Raw genomic sequence first — 25,856 nt, forward strand, 5'->3', positions numbered from 1 at the left:
GTGGACGATACCGATGTGACACCCATCACTCTCCGTGTTCCGGCAGTGGAACGTCCGGAACCCCTCCTATCGTCATCGGCATGATCGAGTTGACCACGCATTTCGCCGATACCGTCCCCATGCCCGGGGAGATCGAGACCATCGTCTTCGCGCTGGACCGCTCCCGCGCCCAGTTCGCCTGGAAGGCCGGCGGCCTGGACGCCGAGGCCCTCGCCCGCCGCCCGCTGCCCTCCCGCATCACCCTCGGCGGGCTCGTCAAGCACCTCGCCCTCGTCGAGGAGCTCTTCACCATCGACCTCACCGGCGAGGCCCCCGGCTCGCCGCTCGCCGAGGCCGACCACGAGGACCCCGACTGGGCCTGGCGCACCGCCGCGGAGCACACCCCCGACGAGCTGTACGCCATGTGGCGCGACGCCGCCGCCAAATCCCGCGCCGCCCTCCTGCGGGTGACCGCCGACGGCGGCCTCGACCAGCCCGCGAAGTACTGGCGCAACAACGACGGCGAGACGATCAACCTCCGCCGCCGCATGACCGACCTGCACGACGAGTACGCCCGCCACGTCGGGCACGCCGACCTCCTGCGCGAGGCCGTCGACGGCCTCGTCGGCGAGGACCCGCCGCGCTAGCCCCCGGCCAGCCCCTCAAAGAGCAGGGCCAGCGTCCGCTCCCGGAACTCCTCGCCCCACCCCTCGGCCATCGCCTCCTGGCACAGCGCCGACAGCAGCGCGATCAGCTCCTCGGTCACCAGGTCCGCGCGGACGCCGCCCGCCGAGCGGGCCCGCTCCACCAGCCGGTCGATCGCCGGCCGCAGCCGCGACAGCGCGTCGCCCACGTGGACGCGCGTCCCGGTCTCGGCGAGCCGGGCGAAGACCGCCCGGTTGTCCGCCCCCACCGCCAGGACCCGCGCGCAGAACAGCCGCAGCGCGCTCGCGTCGGGCGCCCCGGCCAGCGCGTCGACGTCGGCGACCAGGCCGTCCTGGAGGCTCATCACCACGGCCTTGAGCAGGTCGGGCTTGGTGGGGAAGTGCCGGAACACCGTCCCGATGGCGACTCCGGCCCGGGCGGCGACCTCTTCGGTGGACGCCGAGGCGCCCCGCTCGGCGAACACCCCGACGGCGGCGTCGAGGATGCGCGCGCGGTTGCGCCGGGCGTCGGCGCGCAGCGGGCGGGGTGTCTCCACGGGACCTCCATGGCCAAAGTGAGTGGGACTCACTATATTGATACTGAGTCCCACTCATCTTAGTTCAGGAGGCGCCATGACACATTCAGGTGCGGTGACACATTCAGGTGCGGTGACCCCGCGCGAGATCTACCGCCGCATGCGCGAGTCCGTCCTCGCCGAGGACGCCACCCTGCTCCCCGCCGAACTCCTCGCCGAGGACCTGGTCGTCGAAACGCCCTTCTCGCCCCCCGGCATGCGCCGCTACGAAGGACGCGAGGCCTGGCTGCGGTTCTTCGCCGAGCGGGCCCTGCCGGTGCGCTTCCACGAGATCCGCGACATCGCCGTCCACGACACCGCCGACCCCGGGGTCATCGTCGTCGAATACGAGCTGAGCGGCACCGTCACCACCACCGGCGTCACCGCCTCGGCCACCTTCGTCGGCGTCCTCGGCGTCCGCGACGGGCTCATCCGCCTGTGGCGCGAATACCAGGACGTCCGCGCGATCGCCGAGGCCCTGGCCGCGTGAAGGAGGGGCGGCCGCGAGGCCGCCCCGTCCGTCAGTGCCAGTCGCTGATCTGGACGTCGTGCGGCGAGGGCTCGCCCTTGCCCGTCTCCACCAGCCGCTTCATGCTCATCAGGAAGGTGGCCCACTTCGTCGAGCAGTGGTTCATGAACTCCACCCGCTCGCGCCAGCCCTCGTGCTTGAACAGGACGATGGTGAACTCGCCCTCCTGCCGCAGCTCGAAGTGGATCTCGGTGCCCACCCACTCCTCGGGCCCCTCGGCGACCTCCCAGCGCACGAACTCGGCGGGACGCGTCTCCAGGACGCGCATGTCGAAGCCGCCCGGGGGGAAGCGGAACCGGAGGATGTCGCCCTCGCCGGTGGTGTCCTCGGTCCACCATCCGGCCAGCCCCTCGACGGTGGTCAGGGCCTTGAAGACGTCCTCGGCCGGCGCGATCACGCCGACGCGGTGCAGGATCTCGTACAACTCGCTCACTCCTTCTCGTTCCGCGCGCGCTGAATGGCCTCGGCGATGTCCTTGATCCGGCGCAGCCGGGCGTCCCACGCCGCGGCGACCGAACTGAACTGGGACACCGCGAGGGATAGCCGGTCCTCGTCGACGCTGTAGCGCCGCTCGCGCCCGGCGGGCGCGGAGTGGACGAGACCGGCGCGGTCGAGGACCGCGAGGTGCTTGGCGATCGCCTGCCGGGTGACGGGCAGCCGCTGGCTCAGGGCCGTGGCGGTCCCGCCGCCCTCGGCCAGGAGCAGGTCGAGCATCCGGCGGCGGATCGGGTCCCCGATCGCCGACCAGAGCTCGTCGTCGACGGGGTGGTCGAAGCGGCTCACGCCGCGACGGTGGTCGGCACGTACTCCACCAGGCGCGGCAGGAAGTGGTCCCAGCCCCGCACGTTCTCGGCGTGCCCGGCCGCGTCGGCGTGCCCGGACTCCACGAACCGCACCAGGGTGCCGGTGCCGGAGGGGGTCAGGGTGAAGGTGACCTGGAGGTCCTCGGCCCAGGTGAAGGCGAAGCGGCTCACCGGGATGGCCTCGTCGACGGTGAGGGGCACGGAGGGGTAGTCGGGCAGGAAGGCGATGGTGCCGGGCTCGCCGGGGGCCAGGCTCACCTTCGCCTCGTCCGGCCACCACTTCACCAGGTGCTCGGGCGAGGTGAGCACCTCGTAGACGATCTCGGGACTGGCCTCGATGTGGAGTTCGCGCTCGATGGTGGTCATGATGTCCTCTCGCAACCTTTGGTTGCGAATGAACCTACCGCGCCGGAAGCAGATGTGCAACCTTTGGTTGCGCGCGGGGACGCGACCGCAGCGCGCCGAACCCGATCGCGGTGAGCAGCAGCGCGCACCCGGCCAGCTGCGCCGCCGAGGGCGCCTCGCCCAGCAGGGCGGTGGCCAGCGCCATCGTCAGCATCGGCTGGAGCAACAGCAGCAGTCCCGACACCGCCAGCGGCAGCTTCGGCAGGTTCACCGTGATCAGCAGCCACCCGGCGACCTGCGGGCCCAGCGCCAGCAGCAACACCCAGCCGTGCGAGGGCCACGACGGCGTCAGCCCGCCGTCGCCGACGGCCAGCGCCGCCACCAGCGCGCCCAGCGCGGCGACGCCGGTGACGTCCCGCAGCATCGCCACCGGCCGGTCGGCGCCGTGCCGCTGCGCCTGCCGCACCGCCATCAGGAACCCGCCGTAGCAGAGGGAGTTGGCCAGCCCGGCCAGCGCGCCCAGGACCGGGTCGGAGCCGGTGGCGCCGCCGATCACCCCGGAGACCAGCACGACCCCCAGCAGCGCGGGCCCCAGCGCCAGGACCAGGCGGCGCGGCGGCTTCTCGGCCAGCAGCCACCAGCCGCCGACGGCGACCACGAGGACCTGGAGGTTGCAGATCACCGTGGCCACCCCGGCCCCGATCAGCGACACCGCCAGGTTCTGCATGACCCCGGCCGCCCCGAACAGCAGCCCGGCCAGCACACACCAGGCGCGCTGCCGGGCGGTCCGCCGCGCCCCACGCCGCTCGAACAGCGCCAGCAGGGCCAGCACCGGCAGCGCGTACCCGTTGCGCAGGGCGGCCGTCGTCGTCGCGGGCAGGTCGGCGAGCTTGACCAGGACCGCCGAGGTCGAGATGACCGCCGCCCCCAGCGCGCCGGTGAGCAGCGCGCGGTCGCCGCCCAGGTTCACCGGGACAGCTCCAGCGCCATCGACCGCAGCTGCTCCGGACGCGGGTTGGCGCCGGTGAACACCGTCGCCACGGAGGTCTCCGGGACCAGGCCCCCGGCGATCGCGGCGAGCCCGGCGGCGCCGGCCGGTTCGAGCAGGACGCCGAGGGTGCGCGCGGCCAGCGTCATCGCCGAGGCGATCTGCGCGTCGTCGACCACCACGATCTCGTCCACCAGCTCGGTGGCCCGCGCCACGGCCTCGGCGAAGGGCCGCTGGACGCCGATGCCGTCGGCGAAGGTGTCCACGGCGGGCAGGCTGACGACGCGCCCGGCGCGCAGGCTCTCGCGCATGCTCGCCGCGCCCGCCGCGTTCACCCCGACGATCCGCACGCCCGGCCGCTTCGCCTTGAGCCAGCGGCCGACGCCGTTGATGAGGGCGCCGTCGCCGACCGGCAGGACGACCGCCTCCAGGTCCTTGATGGTGGCCAGCTCGACGCCGATGGTGCCCGCGCCCTCGGCGACCCGGACCTCGCGCCCGTCCTGGAGGCAGCGGACGTGCGTGTGGGACGCCGCGTACTCCTCGGCGGCGATCCGCGCGGTCTCCCCGTCGGCCCCGGCGAGGGTGACGGTGGCGCCGAGGGCCTCCATGCGGGCGCGCTTGCCGGGGTTGATGGACTCGGCGACGAAGACCTCCACGGGGATGCCGCGCGCGCGTCCGCAGTAGGCCATGGCCTGCCCGAAGTTCCCGGCCGAGGCGCACACGACCTTCTGGCCGGGGGCGATGTCGCGCAGGAGGTAGTCGGCGCCGCGCCCCTTGAAGCTGCGGATGGGGTTGGCGGTCTCCAGCTTGACGGTGACGGCGCGGCCGAGGGTCGCGGAGAGGTTCTCGTCCACGTACTGGGGGGTGTGCAGGAAGACGGGGTCGATGACGGCGGCGGCTTCTTCGATGCGGGCGAGGTCGATGTCCATGCCCTGAAGCTATGGGAAGTGATGATCTACGCGATTGAAAGTTTTGGCGCCGAAGCGCAAAGTTGTTGCATGAGATCGCATCCGGCGCTCGACGAGATCGACATGATGCTCCTGGACCTGCTGCAACGGGACGCCGCGCGGACCCTGCGCGAGCTCGGCGAGGACGTGGGACTCACGCCCAGCGCGGTGCAGCGCCGGATCGCGCGGTACAAGGCGGCCGGGCTGATCTCGGCGCAGGTCGCCGTCCTGGACCCGCACCGGCTGGGCCCGACGGTGCTGGCCAGCGTGATGCTGACGCTGGTGCGGGAGTCGATGGAGCACCACAAGGCGTTCACCGACCGGATGCGCGCGGCCCCCGAGGTCCAGCAGTGCTATCTGATCGCCGGGCCCTGGGACTACCTGGTGATGCTGGCGGCCAAGAGCCCCAGGCATTGCAGTGAGCTGGGCAACCGGCTGTTCAAGAGCGACGAGAACATCAAGCGCTACGAGACCTGCATCGTCTTCGACACCATCAAGGCCGGGCTGACGATCCCGCTGGGCGGCGGCCGGTGATCCGGCCGCCGCCCTCGTGGTCCGCCGGGCTTCAGGACAGCTTGGCCCGGTAGGCGCGCAGGGCGAGGGGGAAGAACACCACCGCGATACCGGCGGCCCAGGCCAGCGACACCCACACCGAGTTGCCCACCGGCGTGCCGTTCAGCAGGGCGCGCGTCCCGTCGGCGAGGAACGTGATCGGGTTGAGGTTCTCCGCCCACCACTTCAGCGCGCCGGGCATCGAGTCGGTGCGCACGAAGGCGCTGGAGGTGAAGGACAGCGGCATCGCGATGACGAAACCGAACATCATGACCTTCTCCTCGGAACCGGCCAGCAGGCCCAGCAGCACGTTCAGCCACGACATCGCCAGGCTGAACACCACCAGCAGCGCCAGCGCGGCCAGCAGGCCCAGGACGCCGCCGTGCAGGTCGAAGCCGATGAGCACGGCCAGGCCGACCATCAGGCCCAGCGCCCACACCTGCTTGACCATGTCGGCCAGGATCCGCCCGATCATCGGGACGGGCCGCGCCACCGGCAGGCTGCGGAAGCGGTCGTAGACGCCCTTCTCCACGTCGGCGTGCAGGCCGACGGCGGTGTTCAGCGAGGTGAACACCGAGTTCTGGACGATGATCCCGGCCAGCGCGTAGGTCAGGTACTCCTGCGGCGAACCGGCCATCTGGCCGCCGAAGACGTAGGTGAACAGCAGCAGGAACATCACCGGCTGCACCGACAGGTCCAGCAGCTCGGCCGGATTGTGCTTGATGCGGACGAGGGTGCGCCAGGCGATCGACCAGGTGTTGCGGAACTGGGCGGACAGGCCGGTCTGGCGGGCGGGGCTGGGGATCAGCAGGGTGGTCATGCGAGGGCTTCTTCCATGGAGTCGGAGGAGTCGGCGGAGCGGCCGGTCAGGGTGAGGAACACTTCGTCGAGGCTCGGGCGGCGCAGCGAGAACTCCGCCACGTCCAGCCCCGCCTGGGACAGCCGCACGGCCGCCGCGGGCATCACGCCGCCGTCGGTCACCGGCACCGAGAGCCCTTCGCCCTCGGTGGCGACCTCGCGGCCGGTCACGTCGATGAGCAGGTTGCGCACGGCGGCCACGTCCACGCCGCGCTCGGGCCGCACGTACAGGACCTGCCCGCCGACCTTCGACTTCAGCTCCTCGGGCGCGCCGGTGGCGATGACCCGGCCGTGGTCGATGACGGCGATCTCGTCGGCGAGCTGGTCGGCCTCTTCGAGGTACTGGGTGGTCAGCAGGACGGTGACGCCCTCGGCGACCAGGTCGCGCACGATCTGCCACAGGTCGCCGCGGCTGCGCGGGTCCAGGCCGGTGGTGGGCTCGTCGAGGAACAGGATGCGGGGGCTGCCGACGAGCGAGGCGGCCAGGTCGAGGCGGCGCCGCATGCCGCCGGAGTAGTGCTTGGCGGCCTTGTTGGCCGCGTCGGTCAGCTTGAAGCGCTCCAGCAGCTCCATGCCGCGCGCCCGGGCGTCGCGGCGGGAGAAGCCGAGGAGCCGCCCGATCAGCAGCAGGTTCTCGATGCCGGTGAGGGCCTCGTCGACGGCCGCGTACTGGCCGGTCAGCCCGATCAGGCCGCGGACGGCGGCGGCGTCCTTCAGGACGTCGTGCCCGGCGACGGTGGCGTGCCCGGCGTCGGGCCGCAGGAGGGTGGTCAGGATGCGCACGGCGGTGGTCTTGCCCGCCCCGTTGGGGCCGAGGACGCCGTGCACGGTGCCGGTCTTGACGGCCAGGTCGATCCCGGCCAGGGCCTTGGTGTCCTTGAAGCTCTTCGTGAGCCCCTCGGCCCAGATCGCGTATCCGTTGCTCATGGAACACAGGTTGCGCGGGGCCGCTGGCAGCGCGCTGGCACGGCGCTGGCGCGTGCTGACAGGGCCTCCGTCAGCGCGAAAGAGGCCCGGGACGCGGTGAGGCGTCCCGGGCCTTCCCCTCCCTGGGGTCAAGCGAGTGAGTCCTACATCTCCACGGCGGGCTTCAGCCGCATCATGTTCCAGCGCCGCTGGGCGTGCACCGTCAGCGTCGAGGCGCCCACCGCGATCAGGAAGATCGCGCCGAGGATCGCCGCGTCGCGGGCCACGTGCCAGCCGACGCCGCCGGAGATCGTGACGCGCAGGGCGTCCACGAAGTAGGTCATCGGCAGGAACGGGTGGATGGCCCGGAAGAACGCCGGGGCGGTCTCGATCGGGTAGAGGCCGCCGCACGCGGTGAGCTGGAGCATCAGCAGCACCAGGATCAGCACGTCGCCGACGGCGTCCAGGGCCAGCCGCAGGAAGTGCGCGATGGCCGAGAAGCACATCACCCCCAGCACGACCATCCCGATGGTGCCCAGCACGTTCACCGGCTTCAGGCCGAGCCCGACGTCGACGACGACGTAGAGCACCAGGCCACCGGCGATGCCGAGGAGACCGGCCGGGAGCCAGCCGCCCAGGGCCACGGTGAACGCGTTCACCTTCGCCGCGGCGGCGCGGGCGTTGAACGTGCGCAGCAGCAGGAAGGCCACCAGGCCGAAGACCCACAGCGCGATCGCGAAGAAGAACGGCGCCAGGCCGCGCCCGTACACCCCGGCCGGGTGCTCGTTGGTGGTGTTGACGCCGACGGGCGAGCCGAGCACGTCGGCCTTGGCCGCGTTGTCGGCGGAGTCGCCGCTGGGCAGCTTCGAGACCGCCGAGGCCAGGCCGGAGGACAGCTGCGAGGAGCCGGTCTTGAGCTGGTCGGTGCCCGCGGCGAGCTGGTCGGCGCCGGTCTTGGCGGTGCCCACGCCCTCGTTGACCTGGCGCGCGCCGTCGGCGACCTGCTTGGCGCCGTCGGTGAGCTGCTGGACCTTGCCGGCGGCGTCCCCGATCTGGCCGGGGGACAGGCTCTGGATGGTCTTGTTGGCGCCCTGGATGGTGCCGTTGACGTTGTCGGCGCGCCCGGCGATGCCGGTCAGGCGCGAGCAGATCTCACCGTCGGGGTCCTGTTTGCAGGCCAGGTCCTTGACGCGGTTGATGTCGGTGTCGATGGTGCCGGACACCTCGGCGGCGCTGGCCATGCTGTCCTGCACGCCCGGCAGCGCGTCCTGGGCGAACTTCGCGATCGGCTGGACGGCGCCGTTCAGCTGGTTGGCGCCGTCGGAGACCTGCTGCGCGCCGGTGGCGACCTGGCTGGAGCCGTTGTCCAGGGTGCCCAGCCCGTCGGCGAGCTTGTGCGCGCCGTCGGAGGCCGCCGCCGAGCCCGAGGCCAGTTGCGAGGCGCCGTTGGCGGCGTCGGCGAGACCGGTGTGCAGCTCGCCGAGGCTGCCGAACATGGTCGTGGCGAAGGTGGTGTAGGCGGCGGTGTTGATCTGGTTCTGGAGCTGCGATTTCACCGTCTCGGCCATCATGCCGATGATGAAGCCGTTGGCGTCGTCGAGGGTGATGTCGATCGAGGCCCGTTCGGGTGACTGCCCGGCGAGGCTGGCCAGCTTCGCGGAGAAGTCACTGGGGACGGTGATCGAGAAGTAGTACTCCCCGGACTCCATGCCCTTCTTCGCCTCGTCGGCGTCCACGAACTCCCACTTGAAGATGGGCGTGGCCTTCAGCTGCGCGACGAACTCGTCCCCGGCATTGAGCTGCTTGCCGTCCACGGTGGCCGGCTGGTCCTCGTTGACCACGGCGACCGGGACCTTGTCCAGCCCGCCGTAGGGGTCCCAGTTGGACCACAGGTACAGCGAGCCGTACAGCAGCGGCACGAAGACGATCATGCCGAGGGCGAGCTTGCGCATGACGGGCTGGGAGAACCGCCGGAACTCCAGCAGCGCGAGGCGAAGGGCTTTCATCAGTTGGTCTCCTCGTCGCGCTGGGCGATGGTCTCGGCGCGGTGCTGGCCGGTGTGGTGAGGCGGAGCGGGCTCCACGCGCGGCACGATCCGGGTGGGCGTGTCGGCGTCGACGGGCGCGTTGGGGAGGTGCACGGTCACGTCGGCGATGCCGGGCTGCGCGGTGGTCGCGATGACGAGGTGCCCGTGCTGGGCGAGCTGCCGCAGGGCCGTCCACACGCGATGGACGTTGGGGCGGTCCAGGCCCTTGTCCACGTCGTCGATGGCGATGATCGGGCGGTGCTCGGCGGTGGCCAGCGCGAGGGTGAACAGGACCTTGGTGGGCGCGTCCAGGTGCCCGAAGCGGGTGCCGGAGTCGGGGTTGATGCCGAACAGCGCGCAGGCCTCCACGATGGACGCCGGGGTGATCTCGGCGCCGCCGATCAGCAGCCGCTCGGAGGTGAGCGCGCCGACCGTCAGGTGCTCGTCGGGGACGATGACCGGCCCGGCGGAGGCGATCGCGGCGTACTCGCGGATGCGCTTGGGCTCGTCGTGGCCGTCCACCGTGACCGAGCCGGTGGAGTGCTTGAAGCGGCCGGTGAGGCTCAGCAGCAGCGAGGTGCGGCCGGTGTCGCCCTGGCCGACGATCGCGAGCAGCTGCCCGCGCTCGGCGGTGACGTTCACGCCGTCGAAGATGGGGCCCTCGGGCCCCTTCGCGGACAGGTTCCGCGCGGTGAGGAACGCCGGTACGTCCATGCTGCCGTAATCCACAGTGGGCAGCACGGTGGTCTCGTCGGTCATCTCCTCATGATCACAGCTTTTTGACACACAGCTATGTTACTCACGAGTACGGTAAGAGAATTCGACCCGATTCGGGGGGATCGGTCCAGGTTCGCACCCGGCCATCGTGCACGGTGAGCGACCGGCCCGGGACGCGTCGCGGTCGAGTGTGGACCGTTACACCGCGGCCGCGATCAGCGAGCCGATGGCGCTCACCACGTCCAGCGCGTCCTCGTAGTCGGTGTGCCCGCTGGTGAGGATCGCGACGAACACGTCCGGCTCGCCGGGCGTCTCGATCATGCCGACCGAGTGGGCCAGCCAGCGCCCGTCGAGGTTGTCGCGCCAGTCCCAGCCGTTCTTCAGGCGCACCACCGAGCCCGGCACCGACAGCCGGTCCACGCCCCAGACCTGCTCGGAGACCACCGAGGCGGTCAGCTCGCGGATGAGCGCCACCTCGTCCTCGGACAGCACGCCCGGGTACATCACCGCGTGCCACAGCCGCACCTGGTCGGCCGCCGAGGTGCTCACCGCGCCCCAGTCCCAGCCCGCCTCGGTCTCGCTCAGCCCGAAGGCCTCGTTCGCCTTCGACAGCCCCGCCGGGCCGCCGATGTCGCCGTAGAGCTCGTTGGTGGCGTCATTGTCGGACAGCGTGATCATGTCGCTGGCCATGTCCCGCTGATCGCGGGTGAGCGGGGCGTCCTGCAGATAGAGCAGCGTGGCGAGGATGTCGACCTTCACGATCGAGGCGGTCTCGAAGCGCAGCTCGGGGTGGTAGTCGAAGAACTCCTCGCCGACGCTCACGCGCACCGAACCGGCCAGCTCCGGGTGCAGCGCGAGATAGGCGTCCAGGGACTCGGTGAGCTCGCCGGCGTCCACCAGTGGCGCGGCCGGTTCGGCCTGCGGCAGCACCGACGGCGCGGCGGCGGCCATCCCCGGGGAGGGCGGATTCTGGACCATGATGAGCGTCACGGCCGCGGCCACGGCGAGGAAGCCGAGCGCGGCTGCGCGCAGCGGCTTGCGTTTCCAGGCCTGCCGGGGCGCCCACGAGAAGGCGACCCAGGCCAGATCCCGGATGAACTCCAAGATCTTGCGCATCGGTCCTCGGGGAGGGGTGCGGGGACGGCTTGCCAGGCTACGCGATCACGACGCCCGGCCGCAGCCGCCGATCCAGCAGCCCATCGGCCTGGAGGCGGCGAATCCGGCGAATCCGCAGATAACGATCCTCGAACTCGGCCAGATTCAGCCGTTCGGACCGGTACGCCTCGGTGAGCTCCCGGACACCCTCCGCGAGTGTCCACCGGGGACGGAACGACGGGATGTCGGCGGCGATCCGGTCGCACGCCACCCGGTAGCCCTGATCGTCGCCGTACGGGTCCGGCGTGAACCCCACGCGCCCGCCCACCGTCTCCTCGATCAGCCGGGCGATGTCGCCGAGCCGGTGGTTCTCCGTCTTCACGCCCACGTGATAGGCCCGGTTGTGCCAGATCTCCCGGCGCGTGCCCAGGACGGCGGCGTAGGCCCGCGCGATGTCGCTCACGTGCGTCAAGGGCCGCCAGGCGTCCGGATCGCCCCGCACGTTGATCCGGCCCGCGACCAGCGCGAACGCGACCAGGTTGTTCACCAGCAGATCACCGCGCAGCTTCGGGGCGATCCCGTAGGCGGTGGTGTTGCGCAGGAAGACCGGGGAGAACTCGTCATCGGCCAGCGCCGCGATGCGCCGCTCGGCCAGCACCTTCGACTCGCCATAAGGCGTCACCGGGGCGAAGGACACCCCCTCGTCGATCCACCCCGCGCTGCCCGCCCCGTACATCGAGCACGTCGAGGAGAACAGGAACCGCGGCACCCCCGCCGTCTTCGCCGCCCGGGCCAGCCGGACGGCCGCGTGGTAGTTGATGTCGTAGGTCACCGAGGGATTCAGGTTTCCCAGCGGGTCGTTGCTCAGGGCCGCCAGATGCACCACCGCGTCGAAACCCGCGCAGTGCTCGAAGGTGACGTCCCGCACGTCCATCCGCAGGGTCGGGACCTCCGGTGGTGTCGCGCCCGGTGGGAAGGCGCAGTCGCGGAACCAGCCGGGGTCGAGGCCGATGACGTCGTGACCGGCGGTGAGGAGGAGGGGGAGGAGGGCGGAGCCGACGTAGCCTTCGTGGCCGGTGAGCAGGATGCGCATTTCACCTCCCGGGTTTGGGGGTGGGTTCTCGCGGTTCGTTCGCGGGCTCGGGAGGGTGAGGGTAGGGGAGGCCGGATCCCGTCGGGAGGTGGGTGACGGGAATCCGACGCTCGGTTTGGCTTTCTCGGGGCTTAGCTTTCGCGGAGGGTGCTCAGGCGGGACTGGTACTCCTCGGCGTCGATCTCGCCACGGGCGAAGCGGTCGCGGAGGACGCTCTCGGCGTTGACCTGGGGGGCCTGGGCGGCGCGTTCGGCCTGACCGCGCCAGAAGGCGCGGCGACGGCGGCCGAAGACGAGGCCGAGGGTGACGAAGACGGCGATCCAGAAGAGGGGGAAGAGGAGGAACCAGGGGCCGGGGCCGCCATGCCAGCCGTAGTGGTCGGTGGTGGAGGCGGTGGCGAGGAGGGCTTGGGTGAACATTGCTTGCTCCTTGGTGGAGTTGGTGGGTTGGGTGAGCTGAGCTGGGTGGGCGATCTATGTCCAGCGTGGGGTTTTTGGCGGGGGATCGCGTCGGCTCGGGGGCGGCTGTCGGGGTACTTCGGGGGGAGTACGGGGGATCCCTGGGGGGCTCTGCCCCGGCCCCTGCTCCTCGCCCTTACCCCGAGCGCGTCTCCCCGCGCTTCTCGCCCGCCCCCACGGGTCGCCCTCACCCGATTCCCTGCGCTGCGGCTATGTCACGGTCGCCGTCTGGTCAGGGCTTTCAGCCCTAGGACCCGACCAGGGGTGCGGCCCCTGGACGCCGGACCTCTCTCGGGAGGCGTCTCCTCCTCTGGCCGGCCAAAGCGACGCTGAACGCAGAACCTGGGGGTGTCAAGACGGAAGGGCGTGTCTTGACACCCCCAGAACCTGCGTTCTGAAACCACGTCTGGCCGACCGACGGAGGATCCACCTCTCCTATCCCGAGTCACCCCAGCGGATCTGGTCTCGGGCCCGTGTTGTCGTGCGGCTTACGGGCCGTCTCGGTCCGGATCTAAAACAACAAGCCTGTTCCCCACCCGGGTTCTGACCCCGTAGCCAGCCAGTCACTGTGCCCGGCTCTAAAACAACGAGCTTGTCTCTCACCCGGGTTTTGACCCCGTTGCCCGCCGGTCACCTCGCCCGGCTCCGACCAACTGCCATCCTTCCCGGAACGCCACAGGGGCCGCCCTTGTCGTGGGCGGCCCCTGTGGCGTGTTGGTCCGTGCTCGTCTTGCTTGTTACTGCTCCTGCTGTTCCGGCTTCTGTTCGCCGTTCTCCTGCTCTTCCGCCTTCTGCTTCTCCGCGAGTTCGCGTTTCGCACGCGCGGCGAACATGTCCACGTACTCCTGCCCGGAGAGGGCCTGGATCGCGCGCATGATCTCGTCGGTGACTTCGCGGAGGGTTTGGCGGTCGGGCGAGTCGGTGAGCTTGTCGGAGAAGTCCAGTGGCTTGCCGATGTCGATGCTGACCTTCGCCATCTTCGGCAGGAGCTGGCCCTCCATCTGCACGTCTTGCGTGCCCTGGATGCCGGCGGGGACGACGGTGGCGCCGGTGGCGAGGGCCAGGCGGGCGACGCCGGTCTTGCCCTTGTAGAGGCGCCCGTCGGGAGAGCGGGTGCCTTCGGGGAAGATCGCCAGGACGCGGTCCTCGCGGAGGATCTGCTCGCTGGCGCCGAGGCCGTCGAGGGCGGCGCGGCCGCCGGAGCGGTCGACGGGGACCTGGCCGAGGCCGTTGAAGAGGGCGCTCATGAGTTTGCCCTTGACGCCGGGCTGGGCGAAGTACTCGATCTTGGCCATGGTGGCGATGTGGCGGTGGGTGATCAGTCCCAGGAAGTAGTGATCGGCGGCGGAGAGGTGGTTGGCCGCGATCAGCACCGGGCCTCGCCGGGGGATGTTCTCCGTGCCGGTGAACTTCGGACGCCACACCACACGGATGGCGGGCGCCGCGGTCACCTGGAGGACCCTGTACAGAAAAGTCACCGTTCTCCCTCACGCTCGTCGGCGGGCGACGCCGACACATTCCTACTCCCGATGTCGTACCCGAGCCCACTCCGCGCGGGGAATGCGCCGACCAGCGGCGACGCATACCGTGAACGGGTGCACCCAGACGAGCAAGGCGATAATAAAGACCGTACCCAGCGTGACCGCGCGCCCCGGGGGCGGAAGGGGAACCTCTCACCCGAGGCGTTCCGTGTGCCGTGGGCGCTCATCGCCGTGCCCGTCGCGCTCGTCCAGATCTTCGGCACGCTCGGCGCGGCGCGTGCGCAGCCCGATGCTGCGCATCATCTCGACCGTCTGGCCATCGTCCTGGTGCTCGCCGGGCCGGTCGCGTTGCTGTTCGCCGGGCGGTTTCCGCGGACCGTCATCGGCGTGACCATGGCCGCCGCGGCGGCCTATTACACGCTGGGATACCCGCCGGGGCCGATCTTCGTCTCCGTCATCGCCGCCCTGTTCCTGTGGGGACGCCGGATGCGCGTCGAGCGGCACCGGGCGCGGCAGCGGGAGGAGGCCGCCGACGAGGAGCGGCGCGCCGGGGAGGAACGCCTGCGCATCGCCCAGGAGCTGCACGACGTCCTCGCCCACCACATCTCCCTCATCAACGTGCAGGCGGGCGTGGCGCTGCACCTCGTCGACGAGCGGCCCGAGCAGACGCGAGAGGCGCTCGCGGCGATCAAGACCGCCTCGAAGGACGCCCTCGGCTCCCTCCGCGCGGCCCTCGACCTGCTGCGCAACCCGGGCGAGGCCGCGCCGCGCTCACCGACGGCGGGGCTGGCGCAGCTGCCGGGCATCGTGGACAGCGTCCGCGCCGCCGGACTCGACGTCACCCTCACCGTCCTCGGCGACCCGCGCGAGGTGCCCCTGCCCACGCAGCTCGCCGCGCTCCGCATCACCCAGGAATCGCTCACCAACACCCTCCGCCACTCCGGCGCGTCCACGGCCGCGGTGACCCTGGAGTACCGGCCCGGCGACGTCGTCGTCACCGTCACCGACGACGGGCGCGGCGGCGTCCCCGTCCCCGGCAACGGCCTGAGCGGCATGAGCGAACGCGCCACCGCCCTCGGCGGCGCGTGCTCCGCCGGGCCCGCGCCCGGTGGCGGCTTCACGGTCCGCGCGGAACTGCCAGGATGAGGAGGTGACCGACATCCGCGTCCTGCTCGCCGACGACCAGGCGCTCCTGCGCGCCGGTTTCAAGGCCCTCCTGGACTCCGCCCCCGGCATCACCGTGGTCGGCGAGGCCGCCGACGGCGCCGAAGCCGTCCGCCTCGTCCGTGAGCTCGTCCCCGACGTCGTGCTCATGGACATCCGCATGCCCGGCACCGACGGCCTGGCCGCCACCGCCGCCATCGCCGCCGACCCGGCCCTCACCGACGTGAAGGTCGTCATCCTCACCACCTTCGACCTCGACGAATACGTCTTCGAGGCGCTGCGCTCGGGCGCCAGCGGCTTCCTCGTCAAGGACACCGAGCCAGTGGAGCTGCTGCACGCGGTGCGCGTGGTCGCGCGCGGCGACGCGCTGCTGTCCCCGAGCGTCACCCGCCGCCTGGTCTCGGAGTTCGCCGCCCGCGCCAAGGAGCCCGTGCCCAGCGGTGAGATGGACCGCCTCACCGAACGCGAGAAGGAGATCGTCGCCCTCGTCGCCACCGGCCTGTCGAACGAGGACATCGCCAAGAAGCTCTTCCTGAGCCCCGCCACCGCCAAGACCCACGTCAGCCGCGCCATGATCAAACTGCGCGCGCGGGACCGGGCGCAGCTGGTGGTCATGGCCTACGAATCGGGCCTGGTCCGCCCGGGCTGGCTCGGCTAGGACCCGGGGTAGCCCATCTCCCGCAGCGCCGCCGCCAGCTCGCCGGCGTCCCGCCGCGCGCCGTCCGGTGGCGCGTCGCCCGCGAAGGCCCACCGGCCGTCCACGGGCACCCCGTAGTAGTCGGCGGCCCATTTCCCGAACGCCGCCGCCGGGTCCTCGGCCGCGACGACCTTGCACAGCCACATGGCCCCGTCGTTCTCGCCGCCGGGGAACTCCACCGGGCCGCAGCGCCACTCGCCGGACTCCGGCGTCCACCACGCGGCGAAGGTCGCGTCCAGGACGCCGTCGTCGGCGAAGTTGTCCACGAGGTGCCCGAAGACCGGCGGCAGCCCGTCTAGGAGGCCCGGCCACAACTCGCGCGGGTGCTCGCGCCAGGGCGAGACCTCCGACTCGTGGTCGAAGCCCCACAGGAACACCCCGTGGCCGGTGAAGGCGATGAAGAGATCGTCGCCGGACCCGTTCATCAGCTGCATCATCGCCGTGCCCGGCCCCCACTCCGGCGTGAAGTGGTACGTCAGATACGCCCCGTCGTCACTGGCGGCGGCCTCGGCCGCCGCGCAGGCCAGGGCGCGGCGGCGCAGCTCGGCGGGTTCGGGCAGGAGGGGGATGAGGTCATGGACCGACATGGGACGCCACTCTGCCACGAGGGACCGACATCACACCGCCGCTCCTTGTTTCGTACGCCGTACGATGTACACTGTACGAAGTCATCCGCCAGAAGGAGTCGCATGGAAATCACCGCCACCGCCGTCTCGATCAACGTCGCCGACGTCGCCGCCTCGGCGAACTTCGCCCGCGAGCACTTCGGGTACAGCGAGGCCATGGCCGCCGACGGCTTCGCCTCCCTCACCCACCCCCAGGCGCCGGCGCTGATCTTCCTCGACGAGAACTCGCCCGTCCTGCCCGAGGCGCTGCGCACCCGGGCCGCCGGGGTCATCGTCGCCTTCACCGTCGGCGACATCGACGCCGAGTACGCGCGCCTCGCGGGCGTGGGCGACCTCGTCGTCCCCCTCAAGACCGAGGAGTGGGGCGAGCGCCTCTTCGTGATCGCCGACCCCAACGGCGTCCACTACGAGTTCGTCTCGTGGGTCAGCGGCTAAACCGCTGGCCGCGCGGGGCGATCCCCGGCAGACTCCCTGCGTGGGTTACGTAGACGTGGCCGGTGTCGGCCGGATCCTTCCCGACGGCAGAGAGCTGTTCTCCGGGGTTTCCTTCCGGGTCGGTGAGGGCGCGAAGGTCGCCCTCATCGGCGCGAACGGAACCGGTAAGACCACGCTCGTCCGGATGATCGCCGGGGACACCGCGCCCGATGAGGGCGTCATCAACCGGGCCGGTGGGCTCGGGGTGATGCGGCAGATCCTCGTCCACGACGACCGGCTGCTCTCCGATCTCGCGCTGTCCCTCGCCCCGCCCCGGCTGCGCGAGCTCGGGGAGCGGCTGGCCGCCGCCGAGAAGGCGATCACCGACGCCGAGAAGCGCGGCAAGTACTCCACGGCCGCCGAGAAGGCCCAGGTCGCCTACGCCGACGCGCTGTCGGCGTGGGGCGACGCGGGCGGTTACGACTTCGAGGTCCTCTGCGACACCGTCTCCATCCTCATCCTGGAGAAGCCGTGGGACCTGACGCGCACGCGCGTGGTCCGCACGCTCTCCGGCGGTGAGCAGAAGCGCTTCGCGCTGGAGCTGCTGCTGCGCGGCCCGGAGGAGGTCCTCCTCCTCGACGAGCCGGACAACTTCCTCGACGTGCCCGCCAAGCGCTGGCTGGAGCGGCGCATCAACGAGTCGGAGAAGACGATCCTGTACGTCTCCCACGACCGTGAGCTGCTGGCCAACACCGCGCAGAAGATCGTCACCCTGGAGTCCGGGGACGCCTGGGTGCACGGTGGCGGCTTCGCCACCTGGCACGAGGCGCGGGTGGCGCGCTGGGAGCGTTTCGAGGAGCTGCGCCGCCGCTGGGACGAGGAGCACCAGAAACTCAAGGATCTGGTGATCATGTACCGCCAGAAGGCGTCATATAACGCCGACATGGCCTCGCGGCTGCGCGCCGCCGAGACCAGGCTGGAGAAGTTCGAGGAGAAGGGCCCGCCGCCGGAACCGCCGCGCGACCAGGACATCCGGATGCAGATCGCCGGTGGCCGCACCGGCAAGCGCGCGGTGATCTGCGAGGGGCTGGAGCTGGACAACCTGACCTTCCCCTTCGACCTGGAGGTCTGGTACGGCGACCGGGTCGCGGTCCTGGGCGCCAACGGCACCGGCAAGTCGCACTTCCTGCGGCTGCTGGCCCGTGGCGGCACCGACACAGATTTTTCAAAGAGCGGCGGCCCCCTGGACGGCCCCCGCCTCGAACCCGTCGCGCACAACGGGATCGCGCGGCTGGGCGCACGCGTCGTCCCCGGGCACTTCTCGCAGACCCACGACCGCCCCGACCTGCTCGGGCGCACGCTGCGGGAGATCCTGTGGAAGGGCGACGACAACCGCCCCAGCCTCGACCGCCCCTCGGCGATGAGCCGCCTGTCGCGCTACGAGCTGAACCGGCAGTCGGAACAGACGTGGGAGAGCCTGTCCGGCGGACAGCAGGCCCGTTTCCTGGTGCTGCTGCTGGAACTGGGCGGCGCGACCCTGCTGCTGCTCGACGAGCCCACCGACAACCTCGACCTGGCCAGCGCCGAGGCCCTGGAGGAGGGCCTGAAGCACTTCGAGGGCACCGTCATCGCCGTCACCCACGACCGCTGGTTCAGCCGCGGCTTCGACCGCTTCGTGCTGTTCCAGGGCGACGGCGAGGTCGTGGAGACGCCCGAACCGGTGTGGGACGTGCGTTAGCCGTCAGTCGAGGACTCCCGTCATTCGAGGACCTTGCGCCGGAACTTCTCGCCCACCCGGGTGAAGAAGTTCCGCAGGGTCGCCTCCTGCTCGCGCGTCACCTCGTAGACGCGCCCGGGGTTCTCGAAGACCCCGGTGACCGAGCGGTACAGCGGCGTGGTGATCCGCGCGTTGGCGTACACCGCGACCTTCGCGCCGTCCCGGGACCGGCGGGTCTCGGCGGCGAACCAGTTCAGCGGGATCCGCACCGGGGCGAGTTCGCCCCTGGTGTAGATCTCCACGATCCGCTCGATGACCTGGAAGCGGTACTCGCCGAACTCGGTCTTGTGGCTTATGGCGTTGGTGATCTCGCCGTACTCGTCACGCATGATCGCGGAGACTACAGCCACTCCCGGTCCTCGGCGGGCGTCCAGGCGCCGTCGGGGATCGCCAGCCAGCCCTCGGCCGCGCCGAGTTCGCGCGCGGCGGCCAGGACCGCGTCGAGGCCGGGGTGGCGCAGTTCGCGGCGGTGGACCAGGCTCACCACGCTGACCGGGACGGGCGCGGTGAGCGGGCGCACGACCGTCCCGGGCAGCGCGGGCATGACGGTGCTGAACAGGATCGGCTCGCGGTGGCGTCCAATGTAGACGGTCATCTCCTCGGGGCCCTGCGGCCAGGCGCGGGCCGGGGACGGGTCGATGCCCTTGAGGGACAGCAGCCTGCGGCCGTAGTCGGCCCATTCGGTGCTGGCGGGGTTGCCGAGGCCGATGTCGACGCGGTGGCCGTCCAGCGCGGCCAGCGGCACCTCGGCGTAGGCGGCGAGGGGATGGTCTTCGGGCAGCAGGACCGCCACCCGCTCGACGCGCACGACGGTGTGGCGCAGCCGGTCCCGGACCTCCGGTGGCAGCCCGGCGAAGCGCCCGAAGGCCGCGTCGAGGTTCCCGGCCAGGATCTCGCGCGCGGCGGCGGCCAGTCCATTGTGGAAGCGCCCGGCGAACTCGACCTCGGGCGCGGCGGCGCGGGCCCCGGCCAGGATGCGGCCGGAGGTCATGGCGGGCCCGTTCAGGTCCATCAGCAGGGGCCGCCGCCGGGGCCGGATCGCCTCGGCCACCTCGTCGTGGACGTCGAGGAACCGCCGGGCGTGCGGCAGCAGGTTCCGGCCGTGCTCGGTGAGGTCGACCGCCCGCGTGGACCGCCGGAACAGCGGGTGACCCAGGTCACGCTCCAGGCGCGCCACGTCGCGGCTGAGCGCCTGCGGGGCGACCAGCAGGCGGGCCGCCGCGCGGCCGAAGTGCAGCTCCTCGGCCACGGTGACGAAGACCCGCAGCAGGCGGGGATGCAGATCCATGCCGCGATTATCTACAGAAGCGCGTCAATGCCTCCGGGGAAGGTGCTGGAGTCTCGCGCCCGGCCGGCACAGGATCGACGGCATGCCCCACAAGATCGCCGCCCTGCTCACCGCCATCGTTCGCCGTGTTCTGAAGGAGCCGTCCATTTCGGACAGACTGCCCCGGATGTGGTGACGGAGATTACTTGACGCGACCCTCTTGATACGCGCCGCTGAAGCGGCGTACGGTAGCGGCCAGAAACCCACGGGTGTCCAGTGCACTGGGCTGAGATTGCGGCATGCAGCCGCGGACCGTCGAACCTGATCCGGGTCATGCCGGCGCAGGGAGAGGAGCCATCGCCAATGGCCGTACCCCCTGGCGCGCTGCCGCGCCTGCACGTCATCACCGACACCTCCCCGGGTGTGGACACCCTCGGCGCCGTCCGCGCCGCCCTGTCGGCCGGGGCGCCGCTGATCCAGGTGCGCGTCGAGGACGCCGCCACCGACCGCGCCGCCTTCGATCTCGCCCTCCGCGTCGCCGCCCTGTGCGCCGACCACGCGGCGATATGCCTGGTCAACGACCGCCTGCACGTCGCCCTCGCGGTCGGCGCGCACGGCGGGCACGTGGGTGCCGAGGACCTCCCGGTCGACGCCGCCCGCCGCGTGCTGGGACCGAAGGCGATCGTGGGCGGCACCTGCCGCGAACCCGACGCCGGGCGCTCCCACCGGCGCGCCGGAGCCAGCTACCTGGGCGTCGGGCCCGCGCATCACACGTCCACAAAGGACGGGCTGCCGGATCCGCTGGGCGCGGCCGGGATCCGCGCGGTCGCGCAGGCCGTGGACATTCCCGTCATCGCCATCGGCGGCGTCACCCCCGAGCGCGTGCCGGACCTGCTGGACGCGGGCGCGCACGGCGTCGCCGTCGTGGCCGCGATCTCCCGGGCCGCCGATCCCTTCGAGGCCACCAAGTCCTTCCTCAAGGTGCTCCCGTCTTTTGAAGGACGGCGAGAGGGCTGATGACCGACGTCGCCATCGTCGGCGGCGGGGTCATCGGGCTGTCCATCGCCCTGCGCTGCGCGAAGCGCGGCCTGGGCGTGGCCGTCCACGACCCCGCGCCGGGTTCGGGAGCCTCCACGGTCGCCGCCGGGATGCTCGCGCCGGTCACCGAGGCCCACTACGGCGAGGAGGCCCTGACCTCCCTCGCGCTGGCCTCCCTCGCCCTGTGGCCCGCCTTCGCCGCCGAACTCGGCCTCGGCGACGCCTACACCGAGCACGGCACCCTGCTGGTGGCCCTCGACCACGGCGACCGCGCCGAACTCGACCGCCAGCACGGCTTCTACGCCCGGCTGGGCCTGGCATCCCACCGGCTCACCGGGGGCGAGGCCCGCGCGCTGGAACCCCTGCTGTCCACCCGGGTCCGGGGCGGCGTCCACGCGCCCGGCGACCACCAGGCCGATCCGCGCCGCCTGCACGCAGCGCTGCTGGACGCCTGCCGCGCCGCCGGGGTCGCCTTCGTCCCCGCGGCGGTCACCGATCCGTCCACACTGGACGCCGACCGGGTGGTGGTCTGCACCGGCGCCCGTGACCTGCTCGGCCTGCCGGTGCGGCCCGTGCACGGCCAGGTCCTGCGCCTGCGCGGGCCCGCCGAGCTGCGGCTCACCGTGCGCGGCATCGTCGGCGGCCGCAGCGTCTACGTCGTGCCCCGGCCCGACGGCGAGGTCGTGGTCGGCGCGTCCTCCGCCGAGCGCGGCTTCGACACCGCGCCGCGCGCCGGGGACGCCTACGAGCTGCTGCGCGACGCGCTGGACGTGCTCCCCGAGCTGGCCGAGTACGAGCTGCGCGAGGTCCGCGCGGGACTGCGTCCCGGCACCCCCGACAACGCGCCGATCCTCGGCCGCACCGCCGATCCGCGCGTCATCGCCGCCACCGGTCACTACCGCAACGGCGTCCTGCTCGCTCCCGTCACCGCCGAGCTGATCACCGCGCTCGTCGTCACCGGCGAGGAGCCCTCGGCGCTCCAGCCCTTCCATCCCAGGAGGTTCCAGTGAACGTCAACCTGAACGGCGCGACACGGTCCCTTATGGACGACGCCACCGTCGCCGACGCCGCCGCGCTGCTCGACGTCCGTCCCGGCCGCGGCGTGGCCGTGGCGGTCAACGGCGAGGTGGTGCCCCGCGGGGAATGGGGCCGCCGCCTGCGCGAGGCCGACCACGTGGAGATCCTGCGCGCCAGCCAGGGCGGCTGACGTGGACGACTTCACCGTCGACGGCGTCACCTTGCCGTCCCGCCTCATCCTGGGCACCGGCGGCGCCTCCAGCCACGCCGCCGCCGAGGCCGCCATCCGCGCCAGCGGCACCGGGCTGGTCACCGTCGCGCTGCGCCGCGTCGACCCCTCGGCGCCGGGGTCCATTCTGGACGTCGTCGACCGCTGCGGCGTGCGGCTGCTGCCGAACACCGCCGGGTGCTTCACCGCCGTCCAGGCCGTGCGCACCGCCCACCTGGCCCGCGAGGCCTTCGGCACCGGCTGGGTGAAGCTGGAGGTCATCGGCGACGAGAAGACGCTGCTGCCCGATCCGGTGGAGCTGCTGGCCGCCGCCGAGAAGCTGGTCGCCGACGGCTTCACCGTCTGGCCCTACACCAATGACGACCCGATCCTGGCCCGTCGCCTCGCCGACGCCGGATGCCCCGTGGTCATGCCCCTGGGCTCCCCGATCGGCACGGGCCTGGGCATCCGCAACCCCCACAACATCGCGCTGATCGTGGAGGGCGCCGGTGTCCCGGTCATCCTGGACGCCGGGATCGGCACCGCCTCGGAGGCCGCGCAGGCGATGGAGCTGGGCTGCTCCGGGGTCCTGCTGGCCTCGGCGGTGACCCGCGCCGAAGACCCCACCGCGATGGCCGAGGCGATGAGGCACGCCGTCATCGCCGGGCGCCTGGCCCACCGCGCCGGGCGGATACCCCGGCGCACGCACGCCGAGGCGTCCACCGCCTTCGAAGGGATGGCGGCGCTGTGACCGCCCGGCTGCTGCTGCTCACCGACGGCGCGCGCAGCCACCATCCCCTGTGGACGGTGATGGAGGCCGCGATCGACGCCGGGGTGCGCCAGGTCGTGCTGCGCGAGCACGGCGATCCCGACCGCCGCCTGCTGGCCACCCGCCTGGCGAACCTGCTGGGCGAGGTCGGCGGACGGCTGATCCTGGCCGTCCGCGACGTCGCGCCCGCCTGGTGGCAGGGCGCCTACCACCTGGCGGCCGCCGCCCGTCCCGTCGACCGGGCCGTCTTCGGCCGCTCCTGCCACAACGCGGCCGAACTGGCCGCCGCGCAGGCCGAGGGCGCCGCCCACGTCACGGTCTCACCGGTCTACCCGACCTCCTCGAAGCCCGGCTACGGCCTGGCCCTCGGCGTCGCCGGGCTGGGCGCGCTGTGCGCCAAGGCCGTCGTCCCCGTCTACGCCCTCGGCGGGATCGACACCCCCGCCCGGATCCGCGAATGCCTGGGCGCGGGCGCCCACGGCGTGGCGGTCATGGGGGCGATCATGCGGTCCCGCGACCCGGGCGTGGTCGCCGCGCGGCTGGTGGAGGCGGCCCGATGAGCCAGGCGCCACCGGTCGTGCTCACCATCGCCGGATCCGACTCCGGTGGGGGGGCGGGCATCCAGGCCGACCTGTCGACCTTCGCCGCCCACCGCGTCTTCGGGACCAGCGTCATCACCGCGCTGACCGCCCAGAACACCACCGGCGTGCGCGGCGTCCACCGCGTCCCGGCCGATTTCGTGGCCGCGCAACTGGACGCCGTCCTGGCCGACTTCGACGTGGTCGCGGTCAAGACCGGGATGCTCGGTGATCCGGCGATCCTGGCCGTGGTCGCCGACTACGCGAAACGCGGCCGCCTGCCCAACCTCGTGGTCGACCCCGTCCTGGTGTCCACCTCCGGCGCCCTCCTCTACGAGGGCGACCCGCTGGACTACCTGCGCCTGCTCGCTCCACATGCGACGGTGTTCACCCCCAACCTGCCCGAGGCCCGCGTCCTGGGCGTCCCGGACGCGCGGGCGCTGGCCGCCGCCACCGGCACCACCGTCGTCCTCAAGGGCGGCCACGCGACCGGGCCGCGCGCCACCGACGAGGTCGCCGACGGCCACGGCACCTGGCTCCTGGACGGCGAGCGCCTCGACACGGTCAACACCCACGGCACCGGCTGCACCTTCTCCGCGGCCATCACCGCCGGTCTCGCGCTCGGCCATGCCCTTCCAGCGGCATTGCGCGAGGCCAAGTCCTACATCTCCCGCGCCATCGCCGCCGCCCGGGAGTGGCGGCTCGGCGCGGGGCACGGTCCCGTCGATCACCACGTTCGTCCCGAAGGAGTGTCCACATGAGGCAGAAGGTCTACGTCGAGGGCTCCCGTCCCGACATTCAGGTTCCGTTCGCCGAGGTCCACCTGGCCGGGGACAACCCGCCCGTCCGGCTCTACGACACCTCCGGTCCCGGCTCGGACCCCGAGGTCGGCCTGCCGAGGATGCGCCAGGCGTGGATCGACGAGCGCGGACCCGGCGAGCGCGTGACGCAGATGCACTACGCCCGCAAGGGGATCATCACCCCCGAGATGGAGTACGCCGCGATCCGCGAGGGCCTGGACCCCGAGATCGTGCGCGAGGAGATCGCCACCGGCCGCGCGATCCTCCCGGTCAACGTCAACCACCCCGAGTCGGAGCCGATGCTGATCGGCACCCGCTTCCTGGTCAAGATCAACGCCAACATCGGCACCAGCGCGGTCTCCGACTCCATCGCCGCCGAGGTCGAGAAGCTCCAGTGGGCGGTCAAGTGGGGCGCCGACACGGTCATGGACCTGTCCACCGGCAAGCACATCCACGAGACCCGCGAGCACATCGTGCGCAACTCGCCCGTCCCGATCGGGACCGTGCCGCTGTACCAGGCCCTGGAGAAGGTGAACGGCGACCCGGTCAAGCTGACCTGGGAGGTCTTCCGCGACACCGTCATCGAGCAGGCCGAGCAGGGCGTGGACTACATGACCGTGCACGCCGGCGTCCGCCTCGCCTACGTGCCCCTGGCCGCGAACCGCGTCACCGGCATCGTCTCGCGCGGCGGCTCGATCATGGCCGCCTGGTGCCTGGCGCACCACACCGAGAGCTTCCTCTACACCCACTTCGAGGAACTCTGCGAGATCTTCGCCCGCTACGACATCGCCTTCTCCCTCGGCGACGGCCTGCGTCCCGGCTCCATCGCCGACGCCAACGACGAGGCCCAGTTCGCCGAACTGCGCACCCTGGGCGAGCTCACCGAGATCGCCTGGCGCCACGACGTCCAGGTCATGATCGAAGGCCCCGGCCACGTGCCGATGCACAAGATCAAGGAGAACGTCGACCTCCAGCAGGAGCTGTGCCACCAGGCGCCCTTCTACACCCTCGGCCCCCTCACCACCGACATCGCGCCCGCCTACGACCACATCACCTCCGCCATCGGCGCGGCCATGATCGGCTGGTTCGGCACCGCGATGCTCTGCTACGTCACCCCCAAGGAGCACCTGGGCCTGCCCAACCGCGACGACGTCAAGGCCGGCGTGATCGCCTACAAGATCGCCGCCCACGCCGCCGACCTCGCCAAGGGCCACCCCACCGCCCAGGCCTGGGACGACGCGCTGTCCAAGGCCCGCTTCGAGTTCCGCTGGGAAGACCAGTTCAACCTCTCCCTTGACCCCGAGACGGCCCGCGAGTACCACGACGAGACCCTCCCGGCCGAACCCGCCAAGACCGCGCACTTCTGCTCCATGTGCGGACCGAAGTTCTGCAGCATGCGCATCTCCCAGGACCTCAAGGAGTACGCGGCCAAGGGCATGGCGGAGAAGTCGGCGGAGTTCGTGGAGAGCGGCGGGAAGGTGTACCTGCCGGTCGTCGGCTGAGCC

At 71.7% G+C, this 25,856-nt stretch carries 31 protein-coding genes and 1 riboswitch; of the genes, 14 read left to right on the forward strand and 17 right to left on the reverse strand.

The genetic code is table 11. The features are described from left to right. Window positions 1-80 precede the first annotated feature (80 nt). Entirely contained in the window at window positions 81-626 is a 546-nt protein-coding gene (locus QSK10_RS28155) for a mycothiol transferase (protein WP_285666197.1), read from the forward strand. Here QSK10_RS28155 and QSK10_RS28160 read toward each other — a convergent pair. Further along, window positions 623-1,180 (reverse strand): TetR/AcrR family transcriptional regulator, encoded by a 558-nt coding sequence (locus QSK10_RS28160; protein WP_285666198.1) that lies wholly within the window; start codon window positions 1,178-1,180, stop codon window positions 623-625. The genes QSK10_RS28155 and QSK10_RS28160 overlap by 4 nt on opposite strands. 94 nt (window positions 1,181-1,274) lie before the next feature. On the opposite strand from QSK10_RS28160, the gene QSK10_RS28165 reads away from it, so the two are divergent. Then, a complete protein-coding gene (locus tag QSK10_RS28165; protein WP_285666199.1) occupies window positions 1,275-1,688 on the forward strand; it encodes a nuclear transport factor 2 family protein in 414 nt (137 codons plus the stop codon). A 31-nt stretch (window positions 1,689-1,719) separates the two neighbouring features. On the opposite strand, the gene QSK10_RS28170 is transcribed toward QSK10_RS28165, so the two are convergent. The 5 genes from QSK10_RS28170 to QSK10_RS28190 are packed head-to-tail and all read right to left on the reverse strand — an operon-like array spanning window position 1,720 to window position 4,792. Continuing rightward, window positions 1,720-2,151 carry an SRPBCC family protein gene (locus QSK10_RS28170; protein ID WP_349497712.1) on the reverse strand — a complete coding sequence of 144 codons (432 nt, stop codon included), beginning with the start codon at window positions 2,149-2,151 and terminating at the stop codon, window positions 1,720-1,722. 5 nt (window positions 2,152-2,156) lie between these two features. Further along, window positions 2,157-2,510 carry an ArsR/SmtB family transcription factor gene (locus QSK10_RS28175; protein WP_285666201.1) on the reverse strand — a complete coding sequence of 118 codons (354 nt, stop codon included), beginning with the start codon at window positions 2,508-2,510 and terminating at the stop codon, window positions 2,157-2,159. Beyond that, window positions 2,507-2,896, reverse strand: coding sequence for an SRPBCC domain-containing protein (locus QSK10_RS28180; RefSeq protein ID WP_285666202.1), 390 nt, complete (start codon window positions 2,894-2,896; stop codon window positions 2,507-2,509). The genes QSK10_RS28175 and QSK10_RS28180 overlap by 4 nt, the downstream gene beginning before the upstream one ends. Window positions 2,897-2,930: 34 nt before the next feature. Continuing rightward, on the reverse strand, window positions 2,931-3,845 hold the full coding sequence (locus tag QSK10_RS28185) for a DMT family transporter (RefSeq protein WP_285666204.1): 915 nt from the start codon (window positions 3,843-3,845) through the stop codon (window positions 2,931-2,933). Further along, the gene (locus tag QSK10_RS28190; protein ID WP_285666205.1) at window positions 3,842-4,792 is read right to left on the reverse strand and encodes a threonine ammonia-lyase; all 951 of its coding nucleotides are present in this window, start codon (window positions 4,790-4,792) and stop codon (window positions 3,842-3,844) included. Before QSK10_RS28190 ends, QSK10_RS28185 begins: the two co-directional genes overlap by 4 nt. A 69-nt stretch (window positions 4,793-4,861) precedes the next feature. On the opposite strand from QSK10_RS28190, the gene QSK10_RS28195 reads away from it, so the two are divergent. Beyond that, on the forward strand, window positions 4,862-5,344 hold the full coding sequence (locus QSK10_RS28195) for an Lrp/AsnC family transcriptional regulator (protein ID WP_285666206.1): 483 nt from the start codon (window positions 4,862-4,864) through the stop codon (window positions 5,342-5,344). Between the two features lie 31 nt (window positions 5,345-5,375). Here the strand turns inward: QSK10_RS28195 and QSK10_RS28200 are convergent, their stop codons facing one another. From QSK10_RS28200 to QSK10_RS28235, 8 genes are all read right to left on the reverse strand, one after another. After that, window positions 5,376-6,182 (reverse strand): ABC transporter permease, encoded by an 807-nt coding sequence (locus QSK10_RS28200; protein ID WP_285666207.1) that lies wholly within the window; start codon window positions 6,180-6,182, stop codon window positions 5,376-5,378. Next, complete coding sequence (locus tag QSK10_RS28205) at window positions 6,179-7,147, reverse strand: ATP-binding cassette domain-containing protein (protein WP_285666208.1); 969 nt, start codon at window positions 7,145-7,147, stop codon at window positions 6,179-6,181. The genes QSK10_RS28200 and QSK10_RS28205 overlap by 4 nt, the downstream gene beginning before the upstream one ends. Window positions 7,148-7,290: 143 nt before the next feature. Then, the gene (locus QSK10_RS28210) at window positions 7,291-9,132 is read right to left on the reverse strand and encodes a YhgE/Pip domain-containing protein (RefSeq protein WP_285666209.1); all 1,842 of its coding nucleotides are present in this window, start codon (window positions 9,130-9,132) and stop codon (window positions 7,291-7,293) included. Beyond that, complete coding sequence (locus tag QSK10_RS28215; protein WP_285666210.1) at window positions 9,132-9,911, reverse strand: ATP-binding cassette domain-containing protein; 780 nt, start codon at window positions 9,909-9,911, stop codon at window positions 9,132-9,134. The genes QSK10_RS28210 and QSK10_RS28215 overlap by 1 nt, the downstream gene beginning before the upstream one ends. Before the next feature lie 156 nt (window positions 9,912-10,067). Next, a complete protein-coding gene (locus QSK10_RS28220) occupies window positions 10,068-10,985 on the reverse strand; it encodes a serine hydrolase (protein ID WP_285666212.1) in 918 nt (305 codons plus the stop codon). A gap of 37 nt (window positions 10,986-11,022) precedes the next feature. Next, window positions 11,023-12,057: an NAD-dependent epimerase/dehydratase family protein gene (locus QSK10_RS28225; RefSeq protein WP_285666213.1), complete on the reverse strand. Its 1,035-nt coding sequence runs from the start codon at window positions 12,055-12,057 to the stop codon at window positions 11,023-11,025. Window positions 12,058-12,188: 131 nt separating this feature from the next. Beyond that, window positions 12,189-12,476 (reverse strand): SHOCT domain-containing protein, encoded by a 288-nt coding sequence (locus QSK10_RS28230; RefSeq protein WP_285666214.1) that lies wholly within the window; start codon window positions 12,474-12,476, stop codon window positions 12,189-12,191. A gap of 776 nt (window positions 12,477-13,252) precedes the next feature. Beyond that, window positions 13,253-13,993, reverse strand: coding sequence for a lysophospholipid acyltransferase family protein (locus QSK10_RS28235; RefSeq protein WP_285666216.1), 741 nt, complete (start codon window positions 13,991-13,993; stop codon window positions 13,253-13,255). 213 nt (window positions 13,994-14,206) lie between these two features. Here QSK10_RS28235 and QSK10_RS28240 point away from each other — a divergent pair, with 213 nt between their 5' ends. Together QSK10_RS28240 and QSK10_RS28245 are read left to right on the forward strand one after the other, a co-directional pair. Then, complete coding sequence (locus tag QSK10_RS28240; protein ID WP_285666217.1) at window positions 14,207-15,142, forward strand: sensor histidine kinase; 936 nt, start codon at window positions 14,207-14,209, stop codon at window positions 15,140-15,142. A gap of 4 nt (window positions 15,143-15,146) precedes the next feature. Continuing rightward, the gene (locus QSK10_RS28245; RefSeq protein ID WP_285666218.1) at window positions 15,147-15,818 is read left to right on the forward strand and encodes a response regulator; all 672 of its coding nucleotides are present in this window, start codon (window positions 15,147-15,149) and stop codon (window positions 15,816-15,818) included. On the opposite strand, the gene QSK10_RS28250 is transcribed toward QSK10_RS28245, so the two are convergent. After that, window positions 15,815-16,444 carry a hypothetical protein gene (locus QSK10_RS28250; RefSeq protein WP_285666219.1) on the reverse strand — a complete coding sequence of 210 codons (630 nt, stop codon included), beginning with the start codon at window positions 16,442-16,444 and terminating at the stop codon, window positions 15,815-15,817. The genes QSK10_RS28245 and QSK10_RS28250 overlap by 4 nt on opposite strands. Before the next feature lie 102 nt (window positions 16,445-16,546). Here QSK10_RS28250 and QSK10_RS28255 point away from each other — a divergent pair, with 102 nt between their 5' ends. Further along, window positions 16,547-16,918 carry a VOC family protein gene (locus tag QSK10_RS28255; RefSeq protein WP_285666221.1) on the forward strand — a complete coding sequence of 124 codons (372 nt, stop codon included), beginning with the start codon at window positions 16,547-16,549 and terminating at the stop codon, window positions 16,916-16,918. A gap of 40 nt (window positions 16,919-16,958) precedes the next feature. Continuing rightward, window positions 16,959-18,635, forward strand: coding sequence for an ABC-F family ATP-binding cassette domain-containing protein (locus QSK10_RS28260; RefSeq protein WP_285666222.1), 1,677 nt, complete (start codon window positions 16,959-16,961; stop codon window positions 18,633-18,635). Window positions 18,636-18,655: 20 nt separating this feature from the next. On the opposite strand, the gene QSK10_RS28265 is transcribed toward QSK10_RS28260, so the two are convergent. Together QSK10_RS28265 and QSK10_RS28270 are read right to left on the reverse strand one after the other, a co-directional pair. Next, window positions 18,656-19,003 (reverse strand): hypothetical protein, encoded by a 348-nt coding sequence (locus QSK10_RS28265; RefSeq protein WP_285666223.1) that lies wholly within the window; start codon window positions 19,001-19,003, stop codon window positions 18,656-18,658. 11 nt (window positions 19,004-19,014) lie between these two features. Further along, entirely contained in the window at window positions 19,015-19,962 is a 948-nt protein-coding gene (locus QSK10_RS28270) for a LysR family transcriptional regulator (RefSeq protein ID WP_285666224.1), read from the reverse strand. A 234-nt stretch (window positions 19,963-20,196) separates the two neighbouring features. Next, a riboswitch (TPP riboswitch) is annotated at window positions 20,197-20,307 on the forward strand. Between QSK10_RS28270 and thiE the strand changes: the two genes are divergently transcribed. The 7 genes from thiE (at window position 20,305) to thiC (ending at window position 25,853) form a co-directional block, all read left to right on the forward strand. Next, window positions 20,305-20,958: a thiamine phosphate synthase gene (gene thiE, locus QSK10_RS28275; RefSeq protein WP_285666225.1), complete on the forward strand. Its 654-nt coding sequence runs from the start codon at window positions 20,305-20,307 to the stop codon at window positions 20,956-20,958. Its footprint overlaps the riboswitch before it by 3 nt. Continuing rightward, a complete protein-coding gene (thiO, locus tag QSK10_RS28280; protein WP_285666227.1) occupies window positions 20,958-21,989 on the forward strand; it encodes a glycine oxidase ThiO in 1,032 nt (343 codons plus the stop codon). Before thiE ends, thiO begins: the two co-directional genes overlap by 1 nt. A 32-nt stretch (window positions 21,990-22,021) precedes the next feature. Beyond that, window positions 22,022-22,186 (forward strand): sulfur carrier protein ThiS, encoded by a 165-nt coding sequence (gene thiS, locus QSK10_RS28285; protein ID WP_432705376.1) that lies wholly within the window; start codon window positions 22,022-22,024, stop codon window positions 22,184-22,186. A 1-nt stretch (window position 22,187) separates the two neighbouring features. Further along, entirely contained in the window at window positions 22,188-22,955 is a 768-nt protein-coding gene (locus QSK10_RS28290; RefSeq protein ID WP_285666229.1) for a thiazole synthase, read from the forward strand. Beyond that, the gene (locus tag QSK10_RS28295) at window positions 22,952-23,533 is read left to right on the forward strand and encodes a thiamine phosphate synthase (RefSeq protein ID WP_285666230.1); all 582 of its coding nucleotides are present in this window, start codon (window positions 22,952-22,954) and stop codon (window positions 23,531-23,533) included. The genes QSK10_RS28290 and QSK10_RS28295 overlap by 4 nt, the downstream gene beginning before the upstream one ends. After that, window positions 23,530-24,312, forward strand: coding sequence for a bifunctional hydroxymethylpyrimidine kinase/phosphomethylpyrimidine kinase (thiD, locus tag QSK10_RS28300; RefSeq protein WP_285666233.1), 783 nt, complete (start codon window positions 23,530-23,532; stop codon window positions 24,310-24,312). Before QSK10_RS28295 ends, thiD begins: the two co-directional genes overlap by 4 nt. Next, window positions 24,309-25,853, forward strand: a complete 1,545-nt coding sequence (thiC, locus tag QSK10_RS28305) for a phosphomethylpyrimidine synthase ThiC (RefSeq protein WP_285666234.1) — start codon at window positions 24,309-24,311, stop codon at window positions 25,851-25,853. The genes thiD and thiC overlap by 4 nt, the downstream gene beginning before the upstream one ends. The last annotated feature ends 3 nt before the right edge of the window (window positions 25,854-25,856 follow it).

Source organism: Actinorhabdospora filicis (assembly GCF_030269765.1).
In the GTDB taxonomy this organism is placed as follows: domain Bacteria; phylum Actinomycetota; class Actinomycetes; order Mycobacteriales; family Micromonosporaceae; genus Actinorhabdospora; species Actinorhabdospora filicis.